Origin of the sequence: Boseongicola aestuarii (assembly GCF_900184815.1) — a bacterium.
Taxonomy (GTDB): Bacteria; Pseudomonadota; Alphaproteobacteria; order Rhodobacterales; family Rhodobacteraceae; genus Boseongicola; species Boseongicola aestuarii.
Genome location: NZ_FXXQ01000008.1, coordinates 116459 through 137226 on the forward strand (window position 1 = coordinate 116459; position 20768 = coordinate 137226).

22 protein-coding genes are annotated in these 20768 nt (G+C 58.7%); 14 read left to right on the plus strand and 8 right to left on the minus strand.

Annotated features, from left to right (window positions below; genetic code table 11):
* Positions 1–34 precede the first annotated feature (34 nt).
* Together BOA8489_RS20815 and BOA8489_RS12505 are read left to right on the plus strand one after the other, a co-directional pair.
* A complete protein-coding gene (locus BOA8489_RS20815) occupies positions 35–697 on the plus strand; it encodes a VPLPA-CTERM sorting domain-containing protein (RefSeq protein WP_093974364.1) in 663 nt (220 codons plus the stop codon).
* 303 nt (positions 698–1000) lie between these two features.
* The gene (locus BOA8489_RS12505) at positions 1001–1834 is read left to right on the plus strand and encodes a VPLPA-CTERM sorting domain-containing protein (RefSeq protein WP_093974365.1); all 834 of its coding nucleotides are present in this window, start codon (positions 1001–1003) and stop codon (positions 1832–1834) included.
* 333 nt (positions 1835–2167) lie between these two features.
* Here BOA8489_RS12505 and BOA8489_RS12510 read toward each other — a convergent pair whose 3' ends face one another.
* A complete protein-coding gene (locus BOA8489_RS12510) occupies positions 2168–3667 on the minus strand; it encodes a CoA-acylating methylmalonate-semialdehyde dehydrogenase (protein WP_093974366.1) in 1500 nt (499 codons plus the stop codon).
* 198 nt (positions 3668–3865) lie between these two features.
* On the opposite strand from BOA8489_RS12510, the gene BOA8489_RS12515 reads away from it, so the two are divergent.
* On the plus strand, positions 3866–4300 hold the full coding sequence (locus tag BOA8489_RS12515; protein WP_093974367.1) for a CBS domain-containing protein: 435 nt from the start codon (positions 3866–3868) through the stop codon (positions 4298–4300).
* 78 nt (positions 4301–4378) lie between these two features.
* Complete coding sequence (gene coaD / locus BOA8489_RS12520; RefSeq protein WP_093974368.1) at positions 4379–4882, plus strand: pantetheine-phosphate adenylyltransferase; 504 nt, start codon at positions 4379–4381, stop codon at positions 4880–4882.
* A gap of 6 nt (positions 4883–4888) precedes the next feature.
* On the opposite strand, the gene BOA8489_RS20465 is transcribed toward coaD, so the two are convergent.
* The 3 genes from BOA8489_RS20465 to BOA8489_RS12525 all read right to left on the minus strand — a co-directional run bounded on the left by BOA8489_RS20465 (position 4889) and on the right by BOA8489_RS12525 (position 5834).
* Positions 4889–5041 (minus strand): hypothetical protein, encoded by a 153-nt coding sequence (locus BOA8489_RS20465; protein ID WP_176440292.1) that lies wholly within the window; start codon positions 5039–5041, stop codon positions 4889–4891.
* Between the two features lie 183 nt (positions 5042–5224).
* On the minus strand, positions 5225–5389 hold the full coding sequence (locus tag BOA8489_RS20470) for a hypothetical protein (RefSeq protein ID WP_176440293.1): 165 nt from the start codon (positions 5387–5389) through the stop codon (positions 5225–5227).
* A gap of 130 nt (positions 5390–5519) precedes the next feature.
* Entirely contained in the window at positions 5520–5834 is a 315-nt protein-coding gene (locus BOA8489_RS12525; protein WP_093974454.1) for a DUF1476 domain-containing protein, read from the minus strand.
* Between the two features lie 173 nt (positions 5835–6007).
* On the opposite strand from BOA8489_RS12525, the gene purC reads away from it, so the two are divergent.
* From purC to BOA8489_RS12560, 7 genes are all read left to right on the plus strand, one after another.
* Positions 6008–6769, plus strand: a complete 762-nt coding sequence (purC, locus tag BOA8489_RS12530; RefSeq protein ID WP_093974369.1) for a phosphoribosylaminoimidazolesuccinocarboxamide synthase — start codon at positions 6008–6010, stop codon at positions 6767–6769.
* Positions 6770–6954: 185 nt separating this feature from the next.
* On the plus strand, positions 6955–7194 hold the full coding sequence (gene purS, locus BOA8489_RS12535; protein WP_093974370.1) for a phosphoribosylformylglycinamidine synthase subunit PurS: 240 nt from the start codon (positions 6955–6957) through the stop codon (positions 7192–7194).
* Complete coding sequence (locus tag BOA8489_RS12540) at positions 7194–8231, plus strand: zinc-dependent alcohol dehydrogenase family protein (RefSeq protein WP_093974371.1); 1038 nt, start codon at positions 7194–7196, stop codon at positions 8229–8231. The genes purS and BOA8489_RS12540 overlap by 1 nt, the downstream gene beginning before the upstream one ends.
* Positions 8232–8241: 10 nt before the next feature.
* Positions 8242–8910: a phosphoribosylformylglycinamidine synthase subunit PurQ gene (gene purQ / locus BOA8489_RS12545; protein ID WP_093974372.1), complete on the plus strand. Its 669-nt coding sequence runs from the start codon at positions 8242–8244 to the stop codon at positions 8908–8910.
* A gap of 32 nt (positions 8911–8942) precedes the next feature.
* Positions 8943–10703: a sensor histidine kinase gene (locus tag BOA8489_RS12550; RefSeq protein WP_093974373.1), complete on the plus strand. Its 1761-nt coding sequence runs from the start codon at positions 8943–8945 to the stop codon at positions 10701–10703.
* A gap of 15 nt (positions 10704–10718) precedes the next feature.
* A complete protein-coding gene (locus BOA8489_RS12555) occupies positions 10719–12050 on the plus strand; it encodes a sigma-54-dependent transcriptional regulator (protein WP_093974374.1) in 1332 nt (443 codons plus the stop codon).
* A 461-nt stretch (positions 12051–12511) separates the two neighbouring features.
* Positions 12512–15157, plus strand: a complete 2646-nt coding sequence (locus BOA8489_RS12560; protein ID WP_093974375.1) for an Rne/Rng family ribonuclease — start codon at positions 12512–12514, stop codon at positions 15155–15157.
* Between the two features lie 4 nt (positions 15158–15161).
* Here BOA8489_RS12560 and BOA8489_RS12565 read toward each other — a convergent pair whose 3' ends face one another.
* Positions 15162–15389 (minus strand): sulfurtransferase TusA family protein, encoded by a 228-nt coding sequence (locus tag BOA8489_RS12565; RefSeq protein WP_093974376.1) that lies wholly within the window; start codon positions 15387–15389, stop codon positions 15162–15164.
* Positions 15390–15496: 107 nt separating this feature from the next.
* Between BOA8489_RS12565 and BOA8489_RS12570 the strand changes: the two genes are divergently transcribed.
* The 3 genes from BOA8489_RS12570 to BOA8489_RS12580 all read left to right on the plus strand — a co-directional run bounded on the left by BOA8489_RS12570 (position 15497) and on the right by BOA8489_RS12580 (position 18973).
* Positions 15497–16252, plus strand: coding sequence for a cytochrome c biogenesis CcdA family protein (locus BOA8489_RS12570; RefSeq protein ID WP_093974377.1), 756 nt, complete (start codon positions 15497–15499; stop codon positions 16250–16252).
* A gap of 103 nt (positions 16253–16355) precedes the next feature.
* On the plus strand, positions 16356–17642 hold the full coding sequence (locus tag BOA8489_RS12575) for a hypothetical protein (RefSeq protein ID WP_093974378.1): 1287 nt from the start codon (positions 16356–16358) through the stop codon (positions 17640–17642).
* 74 nt (positions 17643–17716) lie between these two features.
* Entirely contained in the window at positions 17717–18973 is a 1257-nt protein-coding gene (locus BOA8489_RS12580) for a cytochrome P450 (RefSeq protein ID WP_370807186.1), read from the plus strand.
* On the opposite strand, the gene BOA8489_RS12585 is transcribed toward BOA8489_RS12580, so the two are convergent.
* From BOA8489_RS12585 to fumC, 3 genes are read right to left on the minus strand one after another with little or no spacing between them, the layout of a single operon-like run.
* Positions 18964–19182 (minus strand): ribbon-helix-helix domain-containing protein, encoded by a 219-nt coding sequence (locus tag BOA8489_RS12585; protein ID WP_093974380.1) that lies wholly within the window; start codon positions 19180–19182, stop codon positions 18964–18966. The genes BOA8489_RS12580 and BOA8489_RS12585 overlap by 10 nt on opposite strands.
* The gene (locus BOA8489_RS12590; RefSeq protein WP_093974381.1) at positions 19179–19352 is read right to left on the minus strand and encodes a DUF4169 family protein; all 174 of its coding nucleotides are present in this window, start codon (positions 19350–19352) and stop codon (positions 19179–19181) included. Before BOA8489_RS12590 ends, BOA8489_RS12585 begins: the two co-directional genes overlap by 4 nt.
* Complete coding sequence (gene fumC / locus BOA8489_RS12595) at positions 19349–20743, minus strand: class II fumarate hydratase (RefSeq protein WP_093974382.1); 1395 nt, start codon at positions 20741–20743, stop codon at positions 19349–19351. The genes BOA8489_RS12590 and fumC overlap by 4 nt, the downstream gene beginning before the upstream one ends.
* Between the last annotated feature and the right edge of the window lie 25 nt (positions 20744–20768).

Genomic DNA, 20768 nt, shown 5'->3' on the forward strand with positions numbered 1-20768 from the left:
TGGAGGTGTGACATTACTAAGTGGGGAAATTGAAATGAGATTTTATACAACAGCATTGGCTGCTGGAGCCATGTCTATCTTTGCTGGGGCTGCGCTTGCAGAAACGGTTAAGTGGGACGTGTCTGGCGAAGACAATGCGTGTGAGGTCGGCGATGTCGTCGTTGGAAACGCAATCGATTGTCGCGGGATCTACGGCGAACCGGGCAATAATGCCAACGACTCAGGCATCGATCTGAACAATGACGAGTTCGAGCTGTCTTTTGGCGTTGGTGATTACGAAACGGGCCTCTTCACTGATCCTGAAAGCGAGTACGGCAGTTACGGCGAGTGGAGTTCCCTGATTGAAAAAGTTGAAGGTGGCTCTTTCTACAGCGTGACGGGCACAGATGCTACTTTGACACTTGGAACGCTGGCCGACGGATTGAACATTTACGATCAAATCGTAATGGCATTCAAGCAGGGCCCTCAGATCGGCTTCTACCTGTTCGAAACACCACTCGATGGTGGAGCGGCTGCATTCAAGTATAGCTTGCTGAAATTTACATCTGACACGTCCCTTAGCCATCTTTCGTTCTATGGCCGAGACTGCATTGGCGGTGATTGTGGAACAACTTATATCCCACTTCCAGCAGCCGGTTGGCTTCTGCTTGGTGGCCTCGGCGGACTTGCCGCTCTGCGTCGTCGCAACAAGGTCTGATCGACCTCTAAACTGATCTAATTTCCCAACACCCGGGAAGGGGCGGTCCTTTGGACCGTCCTTTTCTGCGTCTGGGCGGATCAAACTGGACGAGTCGCGCGGATATTACGAGAACACTTATTGTCGCCGAAAGGCGATCTGTCTTTGGGGAATTACGGCTTTGGCCAACGTTGCGTCACAATACCGTGGAACTGATTGCTACAATTTGCGTCGGACGGTCTTTCTATATACTTTGTTCCTCGGACGGGCGTGTGGTGCCCGTCGGTTCGTACGCCCGGTGGGCGGTATCAGTGGGGGCTGGTAATGGTTTGGTTTAAGTCTTTCACAACATCAGTCGTCCTTGCGCTCGCCGCGACTTCCGCTTCGGCGGCGACCTACACGTTCGACCTCCAGAAAATCGACTCGTATCACGGAGACGGAGACGCGGGCGTTCTGGACGGCAACGTCCTGACCGTGACCCAAACGGGCGCCAGCGGCAGCCTGACGGGGACCTTCACCGGCAAATACATCGTCGATCCATCTAAAGGCGGTGGCATTTCCGGCGGCGCACTGTCCGGCGTCGTTTCCGACGCCAATAACGTCCAGCGCCACAACAACGGCCTCGGCGTTTGCAACGTCGGCGAATGCAGTCCGAGCGGTGACACGCACCACACGGTTGATGGCGTCTCTTTCATAGAGGACGAAGATCCTTTGACAGTCGACGGCGCCGTGTTCGACTTTGTCGAGATGGCATTTTTTTCGGGCACCGATGCGGTTGACATCACGCTGACAGGCCTGAAATTTGGCTGGGTTGGCGGCGTCTACAATCAGTACCCTGGCACGAACGGCCTGTTCGAGATCCTCGTAAGCGAGCTTTCCGAGACAAAGATCGACGTTGGCGCGCTTGTTGCCGCCGCAGGGGTAGCGACAACGAATCCGGGCTCACTTGGCGGCCGCTATTCATTCGCTGTGCCAGACATCGCCGCCTTCACCGACAACCTTTTTGGCGTCAAAGCAGGGATTAACGGAAGCTGGAAACTGATGGCAGTCACGGTCGACTATTCCGTGCCTGAAATTCCGCTTCCCGCAGCCGGGTGGCTGTTGATCGGCGGTCTTGGCGGGCTTGTCGCGCTGCGGAAATCCCGCAAGCGCGGCTAAGTCAACGCATTTACTTCGCCTTAGCGCCCCCGCTGACTAATGCCAAACCCTGCAAAGTTGTGGCGCGGATGCTCGGTTCATCAGCACAACAGCTTTCGCCCGCAGACTTTCGCGGATCAAAGGCTAAAAAAATCTGATAGAAGTGCGCGGGTGACCCGACGCGATTCCGACGCAACACTGACATTCGGGTTCTGAGGAAAACAACTATAAACAATTTGTTCCGCAGCGCGCCGGCAAAATCTCTGAAAACAGACCGTATGCTGCCTTAGGGAGCCGAAAAAAACGGGCCCCATGGGCCCGTTTCCGTGTCGCTGAACCAAAAAGAACCCGAACTCAGTCCATCTGTTTGAAGTTGAACTCGCCACCTTCTTTGATGCCTGATGGCCACCGTGCCGTGACTGTCTTGGTGCGTGTATAGAACTTGAATGCATCCGTACCGTGCTGGTTTAGATCGCCGAACCCCGACTTCTTCCAGCCGCCGAACGAGTGATAGGCCAAAGGCACCGGGATAGGCACATTGACGCCGACCATGCCGATATTGATCCGGCTGGCAAAGTCGCGCGCCGTGTCGCCGTCACGGGTGAAAATCGCTGTGCCGTTGCCGTACTCATGGTCCATCGCCAGACCGATTGCCTCTTCATAGGATTGCGCGCGTACGGTCGACAAGACAGGGCCGAAGATCTCAGTCTTGTAGATGTCCATGTCCTTGGTCACACGGTCAAACAGATGCGGCCCCACAAAAAAACCGTCCTCATACCCTTGCAACCCGAAGCCGCGTCCATCGACGACCAGTTCGGCGCCTTGCGCGATCCCGCTCTCGACAAGACGCGCAATATTCGCTTTCGCCGCCGCCGTCACTACAGGCCCGTAATCCACGTCATCGCCCGCCGTATAAGGCCCGACCTTGAGTTTCTCGATCCGCGGCACCAGCTTTTCGATCAGCCGATCCGCCGTCTCGTCGCCCACCGGCACAGCCACCGAAATGGCCATGCATCGTTCGCCCGCAGCGCCATAGCCGGCCCCGACCAGGGCATCCGCGGCCTGATCCATATCGGCATCCGGCATGACGATCATGTGGTTCTTGGCACCGCCGAAACACTGCACGCGTTTGCCGTGAGCACACCCCTTGGCATAGATATAGGACGCAATCGGGGTCGATCCGACAAAGCCCACGGCCTGAACCGTCTCATTCTCAAGGATCGCATCGACCGCTTCCTTGTCACCGTTGACGACCTGCAAAACCCCGTCCGGCAGGCCCGCTTCCTTCATTAGTTCCGCCAGCATCAAAGGTACCGAAGGATCGCGCTCGGAGGGCTTCAGAATGAAGGCGTTTCCGCAAGCAAGGGCAGGGCCCATCTTCCAAAGCGGGATCATAGCCGGGAAGTTGAACGGCGTGATCCCCGCTACAACGCCCAAAGGCTGCTTCATCGAATACATGTCGATGCCGGGGCCCGCGCTGTCGGTAAACTCGCCCTTCAGCAAATGCGGTGCACCAATGCAGAACTCGATCACCTCGAGCCCGCGCTGCACATCGCCTTTGGCATCGGGGATCGTTTTGCCGTGCTCGCGGCTCAATGCCTCGGCCAGCTTGTCCATGTCGCGGTTCAAAAGCTGCACGAAAGCCATCATCACTCGCGCGCGCCGCTGCGGGTTCGTGGCCCCCCAGGCGATCTGCGCTTCAGCGGCTCGCGCCACGGCGGCGTCGACCTCGGCCTTCGAGGCCAGGGGAACCCGAGCCTGAACCTCACCCGTTGCCGGGTTGAAAACATCCGCGAAACGGCCCGATGTGCCGTCAACCCGCGCACCGTCGATAAAATGTGAAAGCTCTTGCACGAGACATCTCCCCCTTATTTCTGATTTCACTGCAACCTAAACCCCAGCAGCCCCATGAAACAGAGGCAATTCACCTCGAAACCATTAATTTCCACCCGATTTGCATCGCCAAAGGCGTCGCACCACCCGCGTCGCACTTGACAGGTGGCGGAACCGATGTGACGCTGATCACAGCGACGTGATGTCAGGGAGGATATTATGCTTGTAAGCCAGATACTTGCGATGAAGGGCGGAGGTGATGTGGTCACAATTCCCGCTGACACCACAATTCAGGACACCGCGCGTTTACTCTCGGAAAAAAAGATCGGTGCGATCGTTGTCTCTTCGGGTGGAGATATTGCTGAAGGCATCATTTCCGAGCGCGATATCGTGCGCGAGTTAGGGCGCCGCGGACCAAGCTGCCTGTCCGAAAAGGTCTCCGAGATGATGACCACCGAACTTGTCAGCGCAACCAGCAACGAGACCACCGATCAGGTCCTTCAAAAGATGAGCGACGGCCGCTTTCGCCACATGCCAGTCGTCGAGGGCGAAAAGATGATCGGTCTCATTTCCATCGGTGACGTGGTGAAGGCCCGACTGGCGGAGCTGGCGATGGAAAAGGACGCTCTGGAAGGTATGATCAAGGGCTTTTAGCCTCTAACAACTTGATCTGGCGATATTTTCATGCCACCCAAGTGCCCAATAAAATAGAAATTGGCCCAAGGCGACACCATGCGGATCGGACTTTATCCCGGAACTTTTGATCCGGTCACCCTTGGGCACCTCGATATCATTCGGCGCGCCACGCATCTGGTAGATCGTCTGGTGATCGGCGTCGCCATCAACCGCGACAAGGGTCCGATGTTCTCACTCGATGAGCGCGTCGCGATGATCGAAGCCGAATGCGCCAGCATTGCGGCCGAGCAAAACATTGAAATCATTGCGCATCCCTTTGAAAATCTGCTGATCGACTGCGCCCGCGACGTGGGGGCAGGTGTCATCATCCGCGGCCTGCGCGCGGTCGCCGATTTCGAATATGAATTTCAGATGGTCGGCATGAACCGCGTGCTCGATTCCAGCATCGAAACCGTGTTCCTGATGGCCGAAGCCAAGCATCAGGCCATTGCGTCCAAACTGGTCAAAGAGATCGCCCGGCTTGACGGAGACGTGTCCAAATTCGTCACGCCTACCGTCCGGGATGCACTTGTTTCGCGGGTGCAGAAAAACAAGCGTTAGACTGTCTTATTTGCCGTAGACGGCGCGTGCTGCAAGTGCGTGTGCTTCGCCTCTGTAGATGCCGAGGTCATGTGCCACATCAAGCGGCATATTGCTGATCTCGCGCACGGTCTTGTTATAGAGGCGGCGTTTTTTGAGGTCGTTGAGAAGCGATATCATGTCTGTTTTCCTAACAAGTGTATTTGTGTTCGTTACCCGCCATATGGTCCTCTTCGGTATCGCTAACAACCGACGATTTTCCATAGCCGGTTTGCATGAACTGCATAGCGAAAACCATTGATACAAATGAAAAAGGGCAGGCCGAGGCCTGCCCTGGTGGGTCTTTGGATACCTATGTGGCGCTTATGCGCCGTACACGGCTTTGCGGGCGATCTGCGGGATGTCGCCTTTGTAGATGTCCAGATCCAGCCGTGTGTCCAAGCTTGTCGCGGACAATTCGGCAACTGTTTCGTTGTAACGCACACGTTTCTGCGCACGATCGCGAAGTGTTTCAAAAAGCGATGTCATGTCATATCTCCTTCATGACCGGTATTGCGCTTACCCTACCAATGTGGGGGAAAGTTAGCGCTAAACAAGCCGTAATGCTGCAAAGCAGCATTGCATCAACTGCATGGCGGAGATTGTGTGATTTCGCGTCTCAGACTTCGTCCATCAACTGCTTCTTGGCAACGGCCATCAGTTCGGCCATCTTCTTGCGGATATCGGCTTCGCTGGCCAGATCGCCCAGATCACCGGACACTTTGCGATAGACGTCCTCGTGTCCGGCTTCCTCAAAGTCCGAGCGAACGACTTCTTTGGCGTATTCTGCAGCGTCGTCGCCGGATTTGCCCATCAACTCGGCCGCCCAGAGCCCCAGCAGCTTGTTGCGGCGTGCGTCGGCCTTGAACTGCATTTCTGCGTCATGGGCGAATTTGTTTTCAAACGCGTTTTCGCGGTCGTCGAAAGTGCTCATCTGGTAAACTCCGTGGTCGGATGAAAAGGTGCTGATATTGATATGCCCTCGCAGGCCCCGGACGACAAGAGGCGACACGAGGTGTCGTGCTTGCCGCAAGGTCGCATCTGCCCTATAGCGACCGCCAAGAGCGGGGCAATCGCCCTTTGCAGCAACGGTTTGGGAAATCACGCATGGCACGTCGCAAAAAGGTCTACGAAGGCAAGGCGAAGATCCTCTATGAAGGCCCCGAACCGGGGACCTTGGTCCAGTATTTCAAGGACGACGCGACTGCGTTCAATGCGCAGAAGAAGGATGTGATCGACGGCAAGGGCGTGTTGAACAACCGCCTGTCCGAGTTCTTCATGACTGGTCTGACGCAGATCGGCGTGCCGACTCACTTCATCAAACGCCTCAATATGCGCGAACAACTGATCCGCTCGGTCGAGATCATTCCCCTGGAAGTCATTGTGCGCAACTACGCCGCGGGCACGATGTCGCAGCGTCTTGGTCTGGAAGAGGGCACCCAACTGCCGCGTCCGATCATCGAGTTCTGCCTCAAGGACGATGCTTTGGGCGATCCGTTGGTGGCTGAAGAGCATATTCTTGCCTTCGGTTGGGCCAGTCAGCAGGATCTGGATGATATGATCGCACTGGCGCTTCGGGTGAACGATTTCATGTCGGGTTGCATGTTCGCGGTCGGCATCAAGCTGGTGGATTTCAAGATCGAAATCGGCCGCGTCTGGGAGGGCGAATTCCAGCGCCTGATCATCGCGGACGAGATCAGCCCCGATAGCTGCCGCCTGTGGGACATGGAGACTGGCCAAAGGCTGGACAAGGACGTGTTCCGCCGCGATCTCGGCAACTTGGCTGACGCCTATACGGAAGTTGCGCGTCGTCTTGGTGTCCTGCCAAGCAATGTGACGCACACGACCAAGCCGACCCTGATCAACTGATTGCGCCGCGCCTTCGGCGCGTCGCGGTGTCGGGGCTCTGCCCCGCTCGCTTGCGCTCGCCCCCCGAGATATTTTTGGGCCGATAATATGTGGTGCCACGGCTTGGGGGGTTCAGGATTGGACAAGCCTGCGCGAATCCGTAATAGAACAGGCAATCGTCGTTCAATGCTTCTCGGGGGATCACAATGAAGGCTCGCGTCCACATAATGTTGAAGGCTGGCGTTTTGGATCCGCAAGGCGAAGCGATCCGCCACGCGCTTGGCACACTTGGGTTTGAGGGTGTCGCAGGCGTGCGGCAGGGCAAGGTGATCGAAATCGAAATTGCCGCAACGGACGAGGACGCTGCCAAGGCCGAGGTGGCCCGCATGTGCGAGGCGCTTTTGGCCAATACCGTGATCGAAAGCTACACGGTCGAGATTCTTTGATGCGCGCGGCGGTCCTCAGAACCTACAACGAGGATTTGTCGATCGAAGACGTGGCGATGCCCGATTGCCCGCCCGATGGCGTTGTTTTGAGGGTCTTGGCCTGTGGCATTTGCCGCTCAGACTGGCACGGTTGGGTGGGCGAGCATCCTCGGGTGAAGCCCGGTCAGATCGGTGGCCACGAATATTGCGGCGAAGTCGTCGAAGCGGGGCGCGAGGCGACCTATGCAGTCGGAGACCGTCTGATCGCGCCGTTCATTCTGTCTTGCGGAAACTGTCCGAACTGCCGCTCGGGGGCGTCTAACACCTGTCTTGACCAGCGTTTGCCGGGCTTTGTGGAACCGGGTGCATTCGCCGAATATGTCGCCGTCCCGCGCGACCATAATCTGGCGCGCCTGCCGGAGGGCATGTCGCCCGCTCTGGCGGCCGCGCTTGGTTGCCGCGTCACCACCGCCTGGCACGCGCTGACCGACCGTGCCGCCCTGAAGCCCGGTGAGTGGCTGGCGGTGCACGGCACCGGCGGCATCGGTCTTGCCGCGATGCTTTTGGGGCGTGCCATCGGGGCGCGTGTCATCGTCACTGATATCGTTCCGGAAAAGCTGGCTCATGCCCTGTCCCTTGGGGCCGAACACGCGGTGGACGCCAGCGACGGCGAAAGCGCTTCGCGCATCCGCGAGATCACTGGCGGCGGCGCGCATGTCTCGGTCGAGGCCCTCGGTTTCCCGGCTACCGTGGCCGCCTCGCTGGCCTGTCTGCGGCCTCTGGGACGACATGTGCAGGTCGGACTGCCTGTTGGGCCCCATGCGATCCAGCCGATCAATCTCAACACCGTCTACATGGGCAATCTCGCGATTTATGGTACACGCGGCATGCCGTCGTGGAGGTATCCATCGCTCTTGTCGCTGATCGACAGTGGCGCGGTGGACCTGTCGCCGATTATCGCCCGCGAGGTCGCCTTGTCCGACACGGGGGCAGAGCTTGCCGCCTTTAACGGGCCAATGCCTCCGGGCGTGGCTGTCATCACCGATTTTCTGTCCTGAGGTTGTCAACATGAAAGCCGCTGTTCTTGTCTTTCCGGGGTCCAACTGTGATCGCGATCTGGCCGTCGCATTTCGTCAGGCGGGATGTGCCGTCGAGATGGTCTGGCACAAGGACACGAGCCTGCCGGACGGCGTCGATATCGTAGGCATACCGGGCGGGTTTTCCTTTGGTGACTACTTGCGTTGTGGCGCTATTGCGGCGCGATCGCCGATCATCGGTGCGCTGAAATCCCACGTCGAGCGGGGCGGGCACGCACTTGGCATCTGCAACGGCTTTCAGGTGCTTGTCGAAACCGGCCTGTTGCCGGGGGCTCTGATCCGTAACGCGCGCCTGAAGTTCATCTGCAGGCCCGTGGCGCTGACGGTGGAAACCACATCCAGCGATTTCACGAACGCTTATACCAAAGGCCAGACAGTCACCTATCCGGTCGCCCATCACGACGGCAACTACATCGCCAGTCCCGACACGCTTGCCGCGCTGAATGACGCTGACCGCGTCGCCTTTCGCTATCGCGACAACATCAACGGCTCGGCTGAGAATATAGCTGGTATCCTGTCGGAAAACCGCCGCGTTCTGGGTCTTATGCCCCACCCGGAACGCGCGGCGGATTCTGCCCTTGGAGGCGAAGATGGTGCCGATTTGTTCCGTTCTCTTGCTATCGCTGCCGTCACCGCTTGAGCCAGCGGCGCCAAGGCCTTACTTTAAAAGGCATGAGCGACATGCCGCGCAATAAACGAGTTCGCTTCTCGGGGTCTTCCTGGCCGATACGGGTGATGATGATCGTGGTCATCTCGGCCGCTGTCGCAGTCATCTGGGTGACGAACCAGCTCTTGACCGAGCGTTTCACCGAAAGCACACGCAGCCGCGCCGAAGTTCGACTGGCGCTTTACTCGGGCAACATCCTCAGCGAATTGCAGCGCAGCCAGATCGTGCCGCAACTTCTGGCGCGCGATCCGTCCCTGATCGGTGCATTGAATTCCGAGGATTATGCCCAGACCACGCAGCGCCTGATCTCATATCGCGATGAAATCCGTGCCGCCGAACTGTTTCTGATTGACGGGGAAGGGCGCGCCGTCGCGGCGACTGATCGTCAGGAGCTTGGTTCGATGCACCGTTCCCAGGGCTATTTCGTGGAAGCCCTGCGGTCTTCAGATACAGTTTTCACAACGAATATCACCGAAAACGGTACCCGGCTTTTTGCGTATTCTCGCAAACTCCGCGACCGCGGTGAAACTATTGGCGTCATTGTCGTGGAACTGAACCTGCAACAGTTCGAAAGTGCCTGGGCCGGGTTTGCCGACGCCGTTTTCGTCACCGACAGCGAAGGTCAGATCCTGTTGTCGACCGAAGCGAGGTGGCGGGGGCTGAACGAAGACGAAGCCTTGGAACTGCGTTCTGCGCCCAGTGCGATCCAGCGCGCGGTCCGCGCGACGGCCGACTGGACGGTGCTGCCGATCGATGCTTATCTTGCTGGCCAACCCGTCATGCGTCAGGAAGCGCGGATCGGGTTTCAGGGCTGGCGTATGACCAGTTTCACCACCTATTCGGGTGTGCGCGAGCGGGTGAACGCGTTCATCGCGCTAGAGATCATGGGCTTTGCGATCATCCTTGCGGTCGGGTTTTATTTTGCCAGCCGCAATGCAACGTCGCGGCTTGTGGTCTTCCAGCGCGAGTCGGCGGAGCTTCGCCAGTTGAACGCCGCTCTGCAGCGGGAAATCGCCGAGCGTGAAAAGGCCGAACGCAACCTTGAAGTGGCCGAACAAACGATCCAGCAATCCTCGAAACTGGCGATCCTCGGCGAAATGTCGGCTGCCGTCAGCCATGAGTTGAACCAGCCTCTTGCAGCGATGAAGACCTATCTCGCGGGGGCGCGGCTCTTGCTGCAGAGGAACCGCCCGGACGAGGCGGTATCGTCGTTTCAGCGCATCGACGATCTGATCGAGCGCATGGGGGCGATCACCCGCCAGTTGAAATCCTATGCGCGCAAAGGCGGCGATACACTTGAAACCATTGATGTAAGGGAGTCCGCGTCAACCGCGCTCTCGATGATGGAGCCGCAACTGCGGCAGCGCAAAATGGCGATCAGCTCGCTTTTGCCGCGCGAACCGGTTTTTGTCCGGGCCGACCGTATCCGGCTTGAACAGGTGTTGATCAACTTGTTGCGCAATGCGTTGGACGCAACCAAAGGTGTCAGCGATCCCGAAGTGACCCTGATCGTGTCGGTCTCTGACGAAGTGCTGATCACCGTGCGCGACAACGGCGTCGGGATCGATGACCTCGAAAGCCTGTTCGAACCCTTTTATACCACTAAGGCTCCGGGTGACGGTGTCGGGCTGGGGCTTGCAATTTCCTCGGGTATCATAAACGACCTTGGCGGTCGGATGACGGCGAAAAACGGCCAGAGCGGTGGCGCGCTGTTTGAAATTCGCCTTCCGCTTGCCGATATAGCAGCAGAGCAGGCTGCGGAATAACGTGAGGACGGATTGATGGCAAAAGCCATGAAGATCGCGATAGTCGACGACGAACAAGACATGCGGCAGTCCATCAGCCAATGGCTGGCCCTGTCGGGCTTCGACACCGAAACATTTCCCAGCGCGGAGGACGCGTTGAAGAACCTCGGCCCGGAATATCCCGGCGTCGTGGTTAGCGACATCAAGATGCCCGGAATGGACGGAATGGCATTTCTGAAGCGTCTCATGGGTGTAGATTCTGCACTGCCAGTGATCATGATCACCGGCCACGGCGACGTGCCGATGGCGGTCGAGGCGATGCGCGTCGGGGCGTTTGATTTTCTCGAAAAGCCATTCAACCCCGACAAAATGACCGAGCTTGCAAAGCGCGCCACAAATGCACGCCGCCTGACGCTGGATAATCGCGCGCTCCGCCGGGAATTGTCGGATGGCTCCGGCATTATGAAAAAACTTGTCGGCGCTTCGCCGGTGATGGAGCGTCTGCGCGAAGATATCCTCGACCTGGGGCAGGCGGATGGTCATGTTCTGATCGACGGCGAGACCGGGACCGGCAAGACACTCGTGGCCCACGCGCTGCACGCAGTCGGTGCGAAGACCGGTAAAAAGTTCGTGCTGTTTTCCTGTGCCGCACACGAGGAAGAGGCTCTCGCAGCGCGGCTCTTTGGGCCGAATGACACGGACGACCGTTTGCCACTTCTCGAAGAAGCGCGTGGCGGCACTCTGGTTCTCGAAGGCATCGAAACGCTGCCCGAAAAGCTGCAGGCCCGACTGCTTACATGGATGAACGAACAGGGCACGCCTGCCGAAACGCGCATCGTCGCGATTTCGAACCTTCAAGAAGCGGGCCGCACTTGCGAGGACGCGCTGCGCCCCGATCTTTACTACCGCCTTGCTGCGATGAAGATCACCCTGCCGCCGCTGCGCCAGCGTGGCGAGGATATCCTGTTGTTGTTCCAGCGGTTTGCCGATCAGTTCGCTGACGAATACGGATGCGATGCCCCCGAAGTCAGCGCGCAGGAAGCGGCTCAACTGCTGCAAGCTCCGTGGCCCGGTAACATCCGCCAGCTTCTCAACATCGCAGAACGCGCAGTTTTGCAGTCGCGTCGCGGCTCGGGGACGATTGCGTCTCTTCTGATGGCCGACAGCGAAGACAGCGACATGAATGTCACTACCGAGGGCAAGCCCCTGAAAGAATACGTGGAAGCCTTTGAGCGGATGCTGATCGACAACACGATGCGCCGTCACAGAGGGTCCATTGTGAACGTCATGGACGAATTGTGTCTGCCGCGTCGGACGCTTAACGAGAAGATGGCAAAATATGGTTTGCAGAGGTCGGATTACCTCTGAGCTTTGCAACATCATTGGTATTTAAGAAAGGGTGAAAACCCGTTTGAAACTGTCGTCAAATCGTCAAACTTCGGGATTGTCTTTTGTCCCCAACCCGCTTTATGCTGCGAAGGTAACGCGCAGGGGGCGGTCGCCCCGGATGTGGCGTTACGAAAAGTTTCGCTGTTCCAGAGAGTTAGCTTGAACGTTTGAGCAATCTGGCCCGGCACGAGCGACCTGAAGGTCGAACAACCGAATTGCCCGAGACGCGCATTTGAGCGCGCAGGGCCGTGAACGGGCGCCACCAAAAAGCGCCGGAGAAGAACCGCGATGACGCGCGCGAGGGCATCACAGAGCATGTCCCCGACCTTACAGGGTCGGGCCGCACCGGCTACGCCGCGTCTAGTCGCCATCAACAGTCGTATATGTTTTAGTCCCTTACCGGAAAGGCGGGGGGCTAATCGCATGCGCGGAAAGCCAATATGTCAAAGAAAATGCTTATCGATGCCACCCACGCGGAAGAGACCCGCGTTGTGGTGGTTGACGGAAACAAGGTCGAGGAGTTCGATTTTGAATCCGAAAACAAACGGCAGCTTGCCGGGAATATCTATCTCGCAAAGATAACAAGGGTCGAACCGTCGCTTCAGGCGGCCTTCGTCGATTACGGCGGCAATCGCCACGGGTTCCTGGCGTTCTCGGAAATCCACCCGGATTATTACCAGATCCCGGTCGCAGACCGTGAAGCGCTTCTGGCCGAAGAAATGGCCTTTGCCGAAGCCGAGGCCGCCGAGGAAGAAAAGCCGAAGAAGCGCCGTTCACGCGGTGGGCGCTCGCGCTCGAAGGCGGCAGAGGTCGAGACTAAGGACGCAACCGTCACAGCCGGTGTGCCTGAAGACGAAGTGGCGAGTGACGCGCCGCCTGCCGATGTGTCGGACGCGGGTAAAATCATACCCGGCATGGACGTCGTCGATCTTGAAGAGGATGATGACGCAGCGTCGCTGGTGGAAGACGACAGCGACGACGATGCGCCGTATTCTGCGATGGAAACAGCCGCCGAAACCGATGACTCGATCGAGTCCGTTGCGGATGATGACACTCAGGAAGACATTCGTCCGCCCCGCAAGACGCGGCAGCGGCGTTACAAGATTCAGGAAGTCATCAAGGTCCGCCAGATTCTGCTGGTTCAGGTCGTAAAGGAAGAGCGCGGCAACAAAGGCGCGGCGCTGACCACATACCTCAGCCTTGCTGGTCGCTATTGCGTTCTGATGCCGAACACCGCCCGTGGCGGCGGTATTTCACGCAAGATCACGCAAGCCGCTGACCGCAAGAAGCTGAAAGAGATCGCGCAGGAAATCGACGTACCAAAGGGCGCGGGCCTGATCATCCGGACCGCGGGCGCCAAACGCACCAAGACCGAGATCAAGCGCGATTACGAATACCTTCAGCGGATGTGGGAGCAAATCCGTGAACTGACGCTGAAGTCCATCGCGCCGGCGCAGATTTATGAGGAAGGCAACCTCATCAAGCGCTCGATCCGCGACCTTTACAGTCGCGAGATCGACGAAGTGCTTGTCGAAGGCGAGAACGGGTACCGTACCGCCAAAGACTTCATGAAGATGATTATGCCGAGCCACGCGCGGAACGTGAAGCTATACGCCGACCAGATGCCGCTGTTCGCGCGCTATCAGGTCGAAAGTTATCTGGCGGCGATGTTCAATCCGACCGTACAGTTGCGGTCTGGCGGCTACATCGTGATCGGGATCACCGAAGCGCTTGTCGCCATCGACGTAAACTCGGGCAAGGCCACCAAAGAGAACTCGATCGAGGAAACCGCGCTGAAGACCAACCTCGAAGCCGCCGAAGAAGTGGCGCGTCAGTTGCGTTTGCGCGATCTTGCGGGCCTTATCGTGATCGACTTCATCGATATGGAAGAGCGTCGCAATAATTCGGCGGTGGAAAAGCGGTTCAAGGACCGCTTGAAGACGGACCGCGCGCGCATTCAGGTGGGACGGATCTCCGGCTTCGGCCTCATGGAAATGTCACGACAGCGTTTGCGTCCCGGTATGCTGGAAGCATCGACCCAGCCGTGTCCGTCGTGTCACGGCACCGGGCTCATTCGTTCGGATGACAGTCTGGGTCTGACCATTCTGCGCCAACTCGAAGAAGAGGGTGTGCGCAAGCGTTCGCGCGAGGCATTGGTCAAGGCGCCCGTTTCGATCATCAACTTCCTGATGAACAACAAGCGCGAGCATATCGCCCAGATCGAAGCGCGTTACGGCATGGCCGTTCGGCTGGAAGCCGATCCGTTCATGATCTCTCCCGATTTCACCATCGAGAAGTTTAAGACCGCAACGCGGGTCATCGATCCCACCGTCCAGGTCGTTTCGGTCGATGCGGCGCTGATGGCCGAGATCGAAGCGGAACTTGCCAGTGAAGCCGCCGAGGAAGTCGAAGACGAAGATGCCGTGGAGGAAACACCGCGTGCGGAAGACGACGGCGAAGACCGGCCCAAGAAGCGCCGTCGTCGTCGGCGTCGTCGTCGTGGTGGTAACGGTGGTCGTGACGCAGATGATGCGCCGAACCAGCAGCCGGACGCAGACGTCTCGGCTGAAGGTGCAGACGCCGCAAAGGCTGAAGACGCCGCCGCTGTTCAGTCCGACGTGTCCGAGGTCGACACGTCCGACGAGGCGCCGAAGAAGCCACGCCGCACACGGACGCGCCGCAAGAAGGACGCACCCGTCGCGTCAGAGGCAGCACCAGACGAGGCAGCGGCTGAGGCGGCACCTGCCGCTGATGCGGCACCTGCCGCTGATGCGGCACCTGCCGCTGATGCGGAACCTGCTCCGGAGGCCTCTGAGCCTGTGGCAGAAGAAGAGGCGCCAAAACCCAAGCGCAAGCGCGCGCCCCGTAAGAAAAAGACGGACGTGCCTATCGTGGAAGCTCCGGTTGAAGCGGCCCCGGTTACCGAGGTTGCCGAAGCTGAAGTCGAAGCGCCAACTCCGGAACCGACACCAGAGCCAACTCCAACCCCAACGCCTGAGCCGGCAATGGCGGGAGACGCGCCTGCGCCTGAGGAAAAGCCTGCCAAACCACGTAAGCGCGGCTGGTGGTCGGTGGGCCGCTCGTAAGCGCCTATTTTCGTTTGATAAGATAGACCTGAACGCCACCCTCATCGGTGGCGTTCAGCATTTCATGGCCCTGTTCAGCACAAAAATGCGGGACATCGACTATCGCCGCCGGATCATCCGCGCGCATCTCGAGAATCGCACCCGACGCCATACCTCGCAGGCGTTTGGCCGCCTTCAAGACGGGCAGGGGGCACAAAAGCCCGGTCGCATCCAATGTGTCATCCACCCTCATGGCGCGATCGCTAGACCTGATGTTACAATTTGTCCACTTAGATTTGAGCGCTTGTGTCGTGACGAAGGCTGCAAGACCGCATAAGTCGGGTGGGGAAGGAAACGCTTATGTTCGGATTTGACCTTTTTGATGCTTCACTGGTGCCGGCGATGACCATCGCCTTGATGGCAGGGGTCCTGTCGTTCCTCAGCCCTTGTGTGCTGCCAATCGTACCGCCTTACCTGGCCTACATGGGCGGCATTTCGGTCAGTGATATGCAGGGCGGCGAAAAAGCCGCGCGTCGCCGCGCCATGATGTCGGCCCTGTTTTTCGTCATGGGCCTGTCGACAGTTTTCATGATTCTCGGGTTTACAGCCTCGGCCTTCGGGAGGTTTTTCCTGTCCAATCAGGACTGGTTCATCATCGCTGCCGGCCTTGTCATCATGATCTTCGGCATGCATTTCCTTGGCATATACCGCATCAAATTCATGGACCGCGAAATGCGCATGGACGCGGGCGACCGGGGTGGCTCGGCTTTTGGTGCTTACGTTCTGGGCCTAGCCTTCGCTTTCGGCTGGACGCCTTGCATTGGCCCGATCCTTGGGGCGATTCTGTCCATCGCGGCCTCCGAAGCCGATGTCGCACGCGGCACGACGTTGCTTGCGGCCTATGCGGCGGGTCTCGGTATTCCATTCCTGCTGGTGGCGGCTTTCTTCCCGCGCATGACCCGCGTGATGGCATGGATGCGCCAGCACATGGAGCGGATCGAGCGTATCATGGGCCTGCTTTTGTGGACCGTGGGGCTTTTGATGCTGACCGGCAGTTTTACTGATTTTGCTTGGTGGCTGAACGAACAATTCCCGGTTTTGCAAACATTCGGCTGATATTGCGCGCACTGTTTCTGCCTCTCGTTTTGGGACAGCAATCGTTACAATGGTTTCTAGAATAAGGCTTCTCGCACGTCTGTGGTTGCGATAGGTTTTGCACATGCTGCCGCGCCGAAAGTCCCAAGTGTCGCGCCGTCGGGTGTTTTACATTCCGGGGTATGACCCGCATCCTTCGCGCCGATATCGCGAGCTTTATCGCTCGGAAGGGTGTTTGCAGGCCGAAATATCGGGATATGAGATTGAGCAGAAGTCCGAAGCTCGCGACACCGGATGGCGCGTGCGCTCCAAGATCGACGGCGCACGGACGGTCAGCAAGATCGACGTTCTGGTCTGGCACGACCTTGTGCGCGGCTCGATGCGCGCAGGCATTGCAGGCACCTATCTTGCCCTTGTGCGGACCGCTTGGACTTATCTGACGACAGGCACCTTGCGACGCCTAAGTTGGCTTGCGAAAGGACCTGTGATTGCGGCGCTTTATCCGGTTGTAACGCTGCTTGCGCAGCTTGTTGCGGCCCTGCTGGGCGCAAGCCTTTTGGCCGCCCTCGGTGTCTGGGCTACTTACGCGCTTGGCGCCGTGACGCTGTCCCTCCTTGGTCAACCGGTCGAGCAGGGCGGTTGGCTCTGGACGCTTGTCGGAGCCGCTGTGTTCTGGGCGCTTTTTCTGCCACTGACCCTTGGTGCGCTTCGCTGGTTCAAATCGCAGGACGACAAGACCTATGCCTATTACCTGATGCAGGATTACGCCTATTCTGCCTCCAAACGCGGGGCTTACCCGGACGAGATCGAAGCCCGGCTGCACGAGTTCCGCCACCGGATCGAAGCGGCCTTGCGCGAAGATATCGACGAAGTTCTGATCGTCGGTCATAGCTCGGGCGCGCAGATGGCAGTTTCGATCGTCGCCGACATCGTGCGGCTGAAGCGCGTGCACGAAACCGGCCCCGCGCTTTCACTGCTCACACTGGGGCAAGTGATCCCGATGGTAAGCTTCCTGCCCGATGCCAAGCGCATCCGGCGCGATTTGCGCCTTCTGGCTTCGGCGCAAGAAATAACATGGGTCGACGTGTCGGCCCCGTCCGACGGGTGCTGCTTTGCGCTCACCGATCCGGTTTCGGTCTCTGGCGTCTCACCGGGCAATAGCCAGCAATGGCCTCTGATCCTGTCTGGTGCGTTCAGTCAGACCTTGTCATCCGAACGGATGGCGCGGTTGAAATGGAAGTTCTTCCGCCTGCATTTTCAGTATATCTGCGCTTTCGACAAGCCGGGCGATTACGATTACTTCAAGATCACGGCCGGCCCTGAAACACTGGGCTCTCGGTTCCGCGGTCGGCGCACGTCTCCAAGCCGGATCGACGTCGTTGCCTCGCGCTTTACTTCCACCGTGACATGATCCCGCCAAAACCGGCGGCGCGAAAGGAAAGAGTATCGCTGTGGCGGTACTGGCAACTGTTTCGAAAGGACATCTTGTCCGCCCAGCCAGAACGGCTCTACCGCGCGCGGATGGCTGAATTCAGGACGCCATTCTTCCGATCCTTTTTCATAAATGAACCGGAGCTGGTCAGGATCGTCTTGAATGAACGCCCCGCGGACTTCCCGAAATCCGCGCGTATCACGTCAGGACTGGCCCCACTCCTTGGCCGCTCGGTGTTCGTCACCAACGGCGCAGACTGGGCGCGGCAACGTCGGATTATTGATCCCGCTTTCGAGGGGGGACGTATTGCGGCAAGTTTCCCCGCGATGGTCGATGCCGCTCAATCTGCCGTAAATCGGATTGCGCCCGGTGAACTGGACGTCGAAAGCTGGGCAAGCCATGTGACGGCGGACATCATATTCCGAACGCTGTTCTCACTCCCCATAGACGATGATTTGGCCCGCGAGGCCTATCAAGCTTTCCGGGACTTCCAACGCGAGCAACCGGTTGCCACGCTTGCCGCTTTGCTGCCTTGGATGCCTGTCAGACATCGCCGCCCCGCACGCAAGGCCGCGCGGCGCCTCCGACGACTGATTGGTGAACTGGTCGATAAGCGACGGGCGTTGATTGCGGCACAAAAAGCGCCCGACGATCTGGCGACAAAGATCATGACCACGCCGGACCCCGAGACGAACGCTCTTTTTGACCGGGACGAAATGGTCGATCAGGTGGCGATCTTTTTCCTTGCAGGCCATGAAACCAGCGCCGCGCTTTTGGGATGGGCGCTTTGGCTTTTGGCGGCGAATCCTGACTGGGCAAGCCGCGTTTCGCAGGAGGCCGACGTGTTCTGGCAGGCCCCTCAGTTTCAGCACCTCTCAAAGATGCCCGCCACCCGCAGCGTCATCCGCGAAACGCTGAGGCTTTACCCTCCGGTTCCGATGTTCGTGCGAGAAGCCAAGCGTCGCGAAACTTTCCGAAAGCGCGCGGTCCCCGCAAAATCACAGATTGTTGTTTCGCCCTGGCACTTGCATCGCAACGACCGCTACTGGGCCGATCCTGATGATTTTGATCCCGCAAGATGGGATACCGACGCCGGGCGGCTCGCCTCGCGAGAGGCGTATTTGCCGTTCTCAAGCGGCGCGCGCGTCTGTCCCGGAGCGGGATTTGCAATGGCGGAAGCTGCAATTTTATTGTCTTCAGCGATGTCGAAATTCGCCTTCAAACCGCTCAAGACACCCGTGCCGGTAGCGCATCTGACGGTGCGCACGCGCGACGGGATCACGCTTGAAGTGGTTGCGCGTCAGGGCTGACGGTACTGGTCCAGAACATACAGGCGGATGGCGGACGCAAGCCCGCAGTCGGTGCCGCGGGCTTCGTCGATTTCGGCCGCCAGATCATTGATCGGACGACCTTTTTCATGGGCAATGTTGCGAAAGGCAATCCAGAATGCTTCCTCAAGCGACACCGATGTGCGGTGCCCGCGAAGCGTAAGTGAACGCTTGACCGGCCGGAGATTCATGGCTCTTTCTTGTGGGCCTCATGCCGTTTCATCGCCAGCGCCGCCTTCTTGGCCTCGGCCAGTTTGTCGGCTTTGGAACGTCCGTATTTCAACGCGTTTCCATCCGCAGTGGCTTTGCGGGCGGACTTCGATTTTTCCTTGCGCGCGCGGTTCAGGTTCACGGTGGTCATGACTTCGGTCCAATCATCTTTTCTGGCCGGACAACGCTGTCAAACGTCGCCTCATCCACGAAGCCAAGGGCTATGGCCTCTTCTTTCAGGGTCGTGCCGTTCTTGTGCGCTGTCTTGGCGACAGTCGTCGCGTTGTCGTAGCCGATGGTCGGCGCGAGGGCGGTCACCAGCATCAGGGATTCGCGCATCAATTGGTCTATGCGCGTTTCGTTGGCGCGGATGCCCGAGACGCAATTGTCAGTGAATGCACGCGCCGCATCGCCCAACAGCTGCATGGATTGCAACACGTTATAGGCCATCATTGGTTTGTAGACGTTCAGTTCGAAGTGACCCTGACTTCCCGCGAAACCGACGGCGGCATCGTTGCCGATCACATGGGCGCAGACCTGAGTCATGGCCTCGCATTGAGTCGGGTTCACCTTGCCGGGCATGATCGACGAGCCGGGTTCGTTTTCTGGCAAGAGCAATTCATAGAGGCCGCAGCGCGGCCCCGAGCCAAGAAGCCGGATGTCGTTTGCGATCTTGAAGAGGCTGGCTGCCGCGGCCTTCAGGGCGCCGGACATGGCGACCATCGCGTCGTGGGCGGCAAGGGCTTCGAATTTGTTGGGGGCCGTGACGAATGGCAGGCCCGTGATGCGGGCCATGTTCGCCGCGACCTCTTCGCCCCAGCCGGGACGCGTGTTTAGGCCGGTGCCAACGGCGGTGCCGCCCTGCGCCAGTTCGTAGATGTCGCCCAGCGAGGCCTCAACGCGCTCGATGGATTTGGCGACCTGATGTGCATAGCCCGAGAACTCCTGCGCCAGCGTCAGGGGCGTTGCATCCATCGTGTGGGTGCGGCCGATTTTGATGATGCCGTCGAATTCCTTGACCTTCGCTTCAAGTGCGGTGTGCAGATGCTTGAGGCCCGGCAATGTCACATCCCGCGCGGTCATCGCCGTTGCGATGTGCATGGCGGTGGGGAAGGTGTCGTTGGATGACTGGCCCATGTTGCAATGGTCGTTCGGATGCACCGGGTCTTTCGAGCCGATCACGCCGCCCATGATTTCGATCGCGCGGTTGGCGATGACCTCGTTGGCGTTCATGTTCGATTGGGTACCGGAACCGGTCTGCCAGACAACAAGCGGGAAGTGGTCATCCAGTTTGCCGCCCACGACCTCCGAGGCGGCTTCGATCATTGCGTCGGCCTTGTCGGCCTCCAGCACGCCGGCCGCTTTGTTGGCTTCGGCACAGGCTTGCTTGATCACGCCAAGTGCGCGGACGATGGCAACAGGCTGTCTTTCCCAACCGATGGGAAAGTTGATCAGGCTGCGCTGTGTCTGAGCGCCCCAGTACTTGTCGGAAGGGACCTCAAGAGGGCCAAAGCTGTCGGTTTCGGTGCGGGTTGTGGTCATGGCTTACGGCTCTCCTTGGGCGTTT

Coding starts and splice junctions, on each gene's coding strand:
- BOA8489_RS12540 (WP_093974371.1), top strand. CDS start 7,194: ATGCGCGCGGCGGTCCTCAGAACCTACAACGAGGATTTGTCGATCGAA.
- BOA8489_RS12565 (WP_093974376.1), bottom strand. CDS start 15,389: ATGAGGGTGGATGACACATTGGATGCGACCGGGCTTTTGTGCCCCCTG.
- coaD (WP_093974368.1), top strand. CDS start 4,379: ATGCGGATCGGACTTTATCCCGGAACTTTTGATCCGGTCACCCTTGGG.
- BOA8489_RS12560 (WP_093974375.1), top strand. CDS start 12,512: ATGTCAAAGAAAATGCTTATCGATGCCACCCACGCGGAAGAGACCCGC.
- BOA8489_RS12570 (WP_093974377.1), top strand. CDS start 15,497: ATGTTCGGATTTGACCTTTTTGATGCTTCACTGGTGCCGGCGATGACC.
- BOA8489_RS12550 (WP_093974373.1), top strand. CDS start 8,943: ATGAGCGACATGCCGCGCAATAAACGAGTTCGCTTCTCGGGGTCTTCC.
- BOA8489_RS12515 (WP_093974367.1), top strand. CDS start 3,866: ATGCTTGTAAGCCAGATACTTGCGATGAAGGGCGGAGGTGATGTGGTC.
- BOA8489_RS20815 (WP_093974364.1), top strand. CDS start 35: ATGAGATTTTATACAACAGCATTGGCTGCTGGAGCCATGTCTATCTTT.
- BOA8489_RS12590 (WP_093974381.1), bottom strand. CDS start 19,352: ATGACCACCGTGAACCTGAACCGCGCGCGCAAGGAAAAATCGAAGTCC.
- purQ (WP_093974372.1), top strand. CDS start 8,242: ATGAAAGCCGCTGTTCTTGTCTTTCCGGGGTCCAACTGTGATCGCGAT.
- BOA8489_RS12525 (WP_093974454.1), bottom strand. CDS start 5,834: ATGAGCACTTTCGACGACCGCGAAAACGCGTTTGAAAACAAATTCGCC.
- BOA8489_RS12585 (WP_093974380.1), bottom strand. CDS start 19,182: ATGAATCTCCGGCCGGTCAAGCGTTCACTTACGCTTCGCGGGCACCGC.
- fumC (WP_093974382.1), bottom strand. CDS start 20,743: ATGACCACAACCCGCACCGAAACCGACAGCTTTGGCCCTCTTGAGGTC.
- BOA8489_RS12505 (WP_093974365.1), top strand. CDS start 1,001: ATGGTTTGGTTTAAGTCTTTCACAACATCAGTCGTCCTTGCGCTCGCC.
- BOA8489_RS12575 (WP_093974378.1), top strand. CDS start 16,356: ATGCTGCCGCGCCGAAAGTCCCAAGTGTCGCGCCGTCGGGTGTTTTAC.
- BOA8489_RS20465 (WP_176440292.1), bottom strand. CDS start 5,041: ATGATATCGCTTCTCAACGACCTCAAAAAACGCCGCCTCTATAACAAG.
- BOA8489_RS12555 (WP_093974374.1), top strand. CDS start 10,719: ATGGCAAAAGCCATGAAGATCGCGATAGTCGACGACGAACAAGACATG.
- purC (WP_093974369.1), top strand. CDS start 6,008: ATGGCACGTCGCAAAAAGGTCTACGAAGGCAAGGCGAAGATCCTCTAT.
- BOA8489_RS20470 (WP_176440293.1), bottom strand. CDS start 5,389: ATGACATCGCTTTTTGAAACACTTCGCGATCGTGCGCAGAAACGTGTG.
- purS (WP_093974370.1), top strand. CDS start 6,955: ATGAAGGCTCGCGTCCACATAATGTTGAAGGCTGGCGTTTTGGATCCG.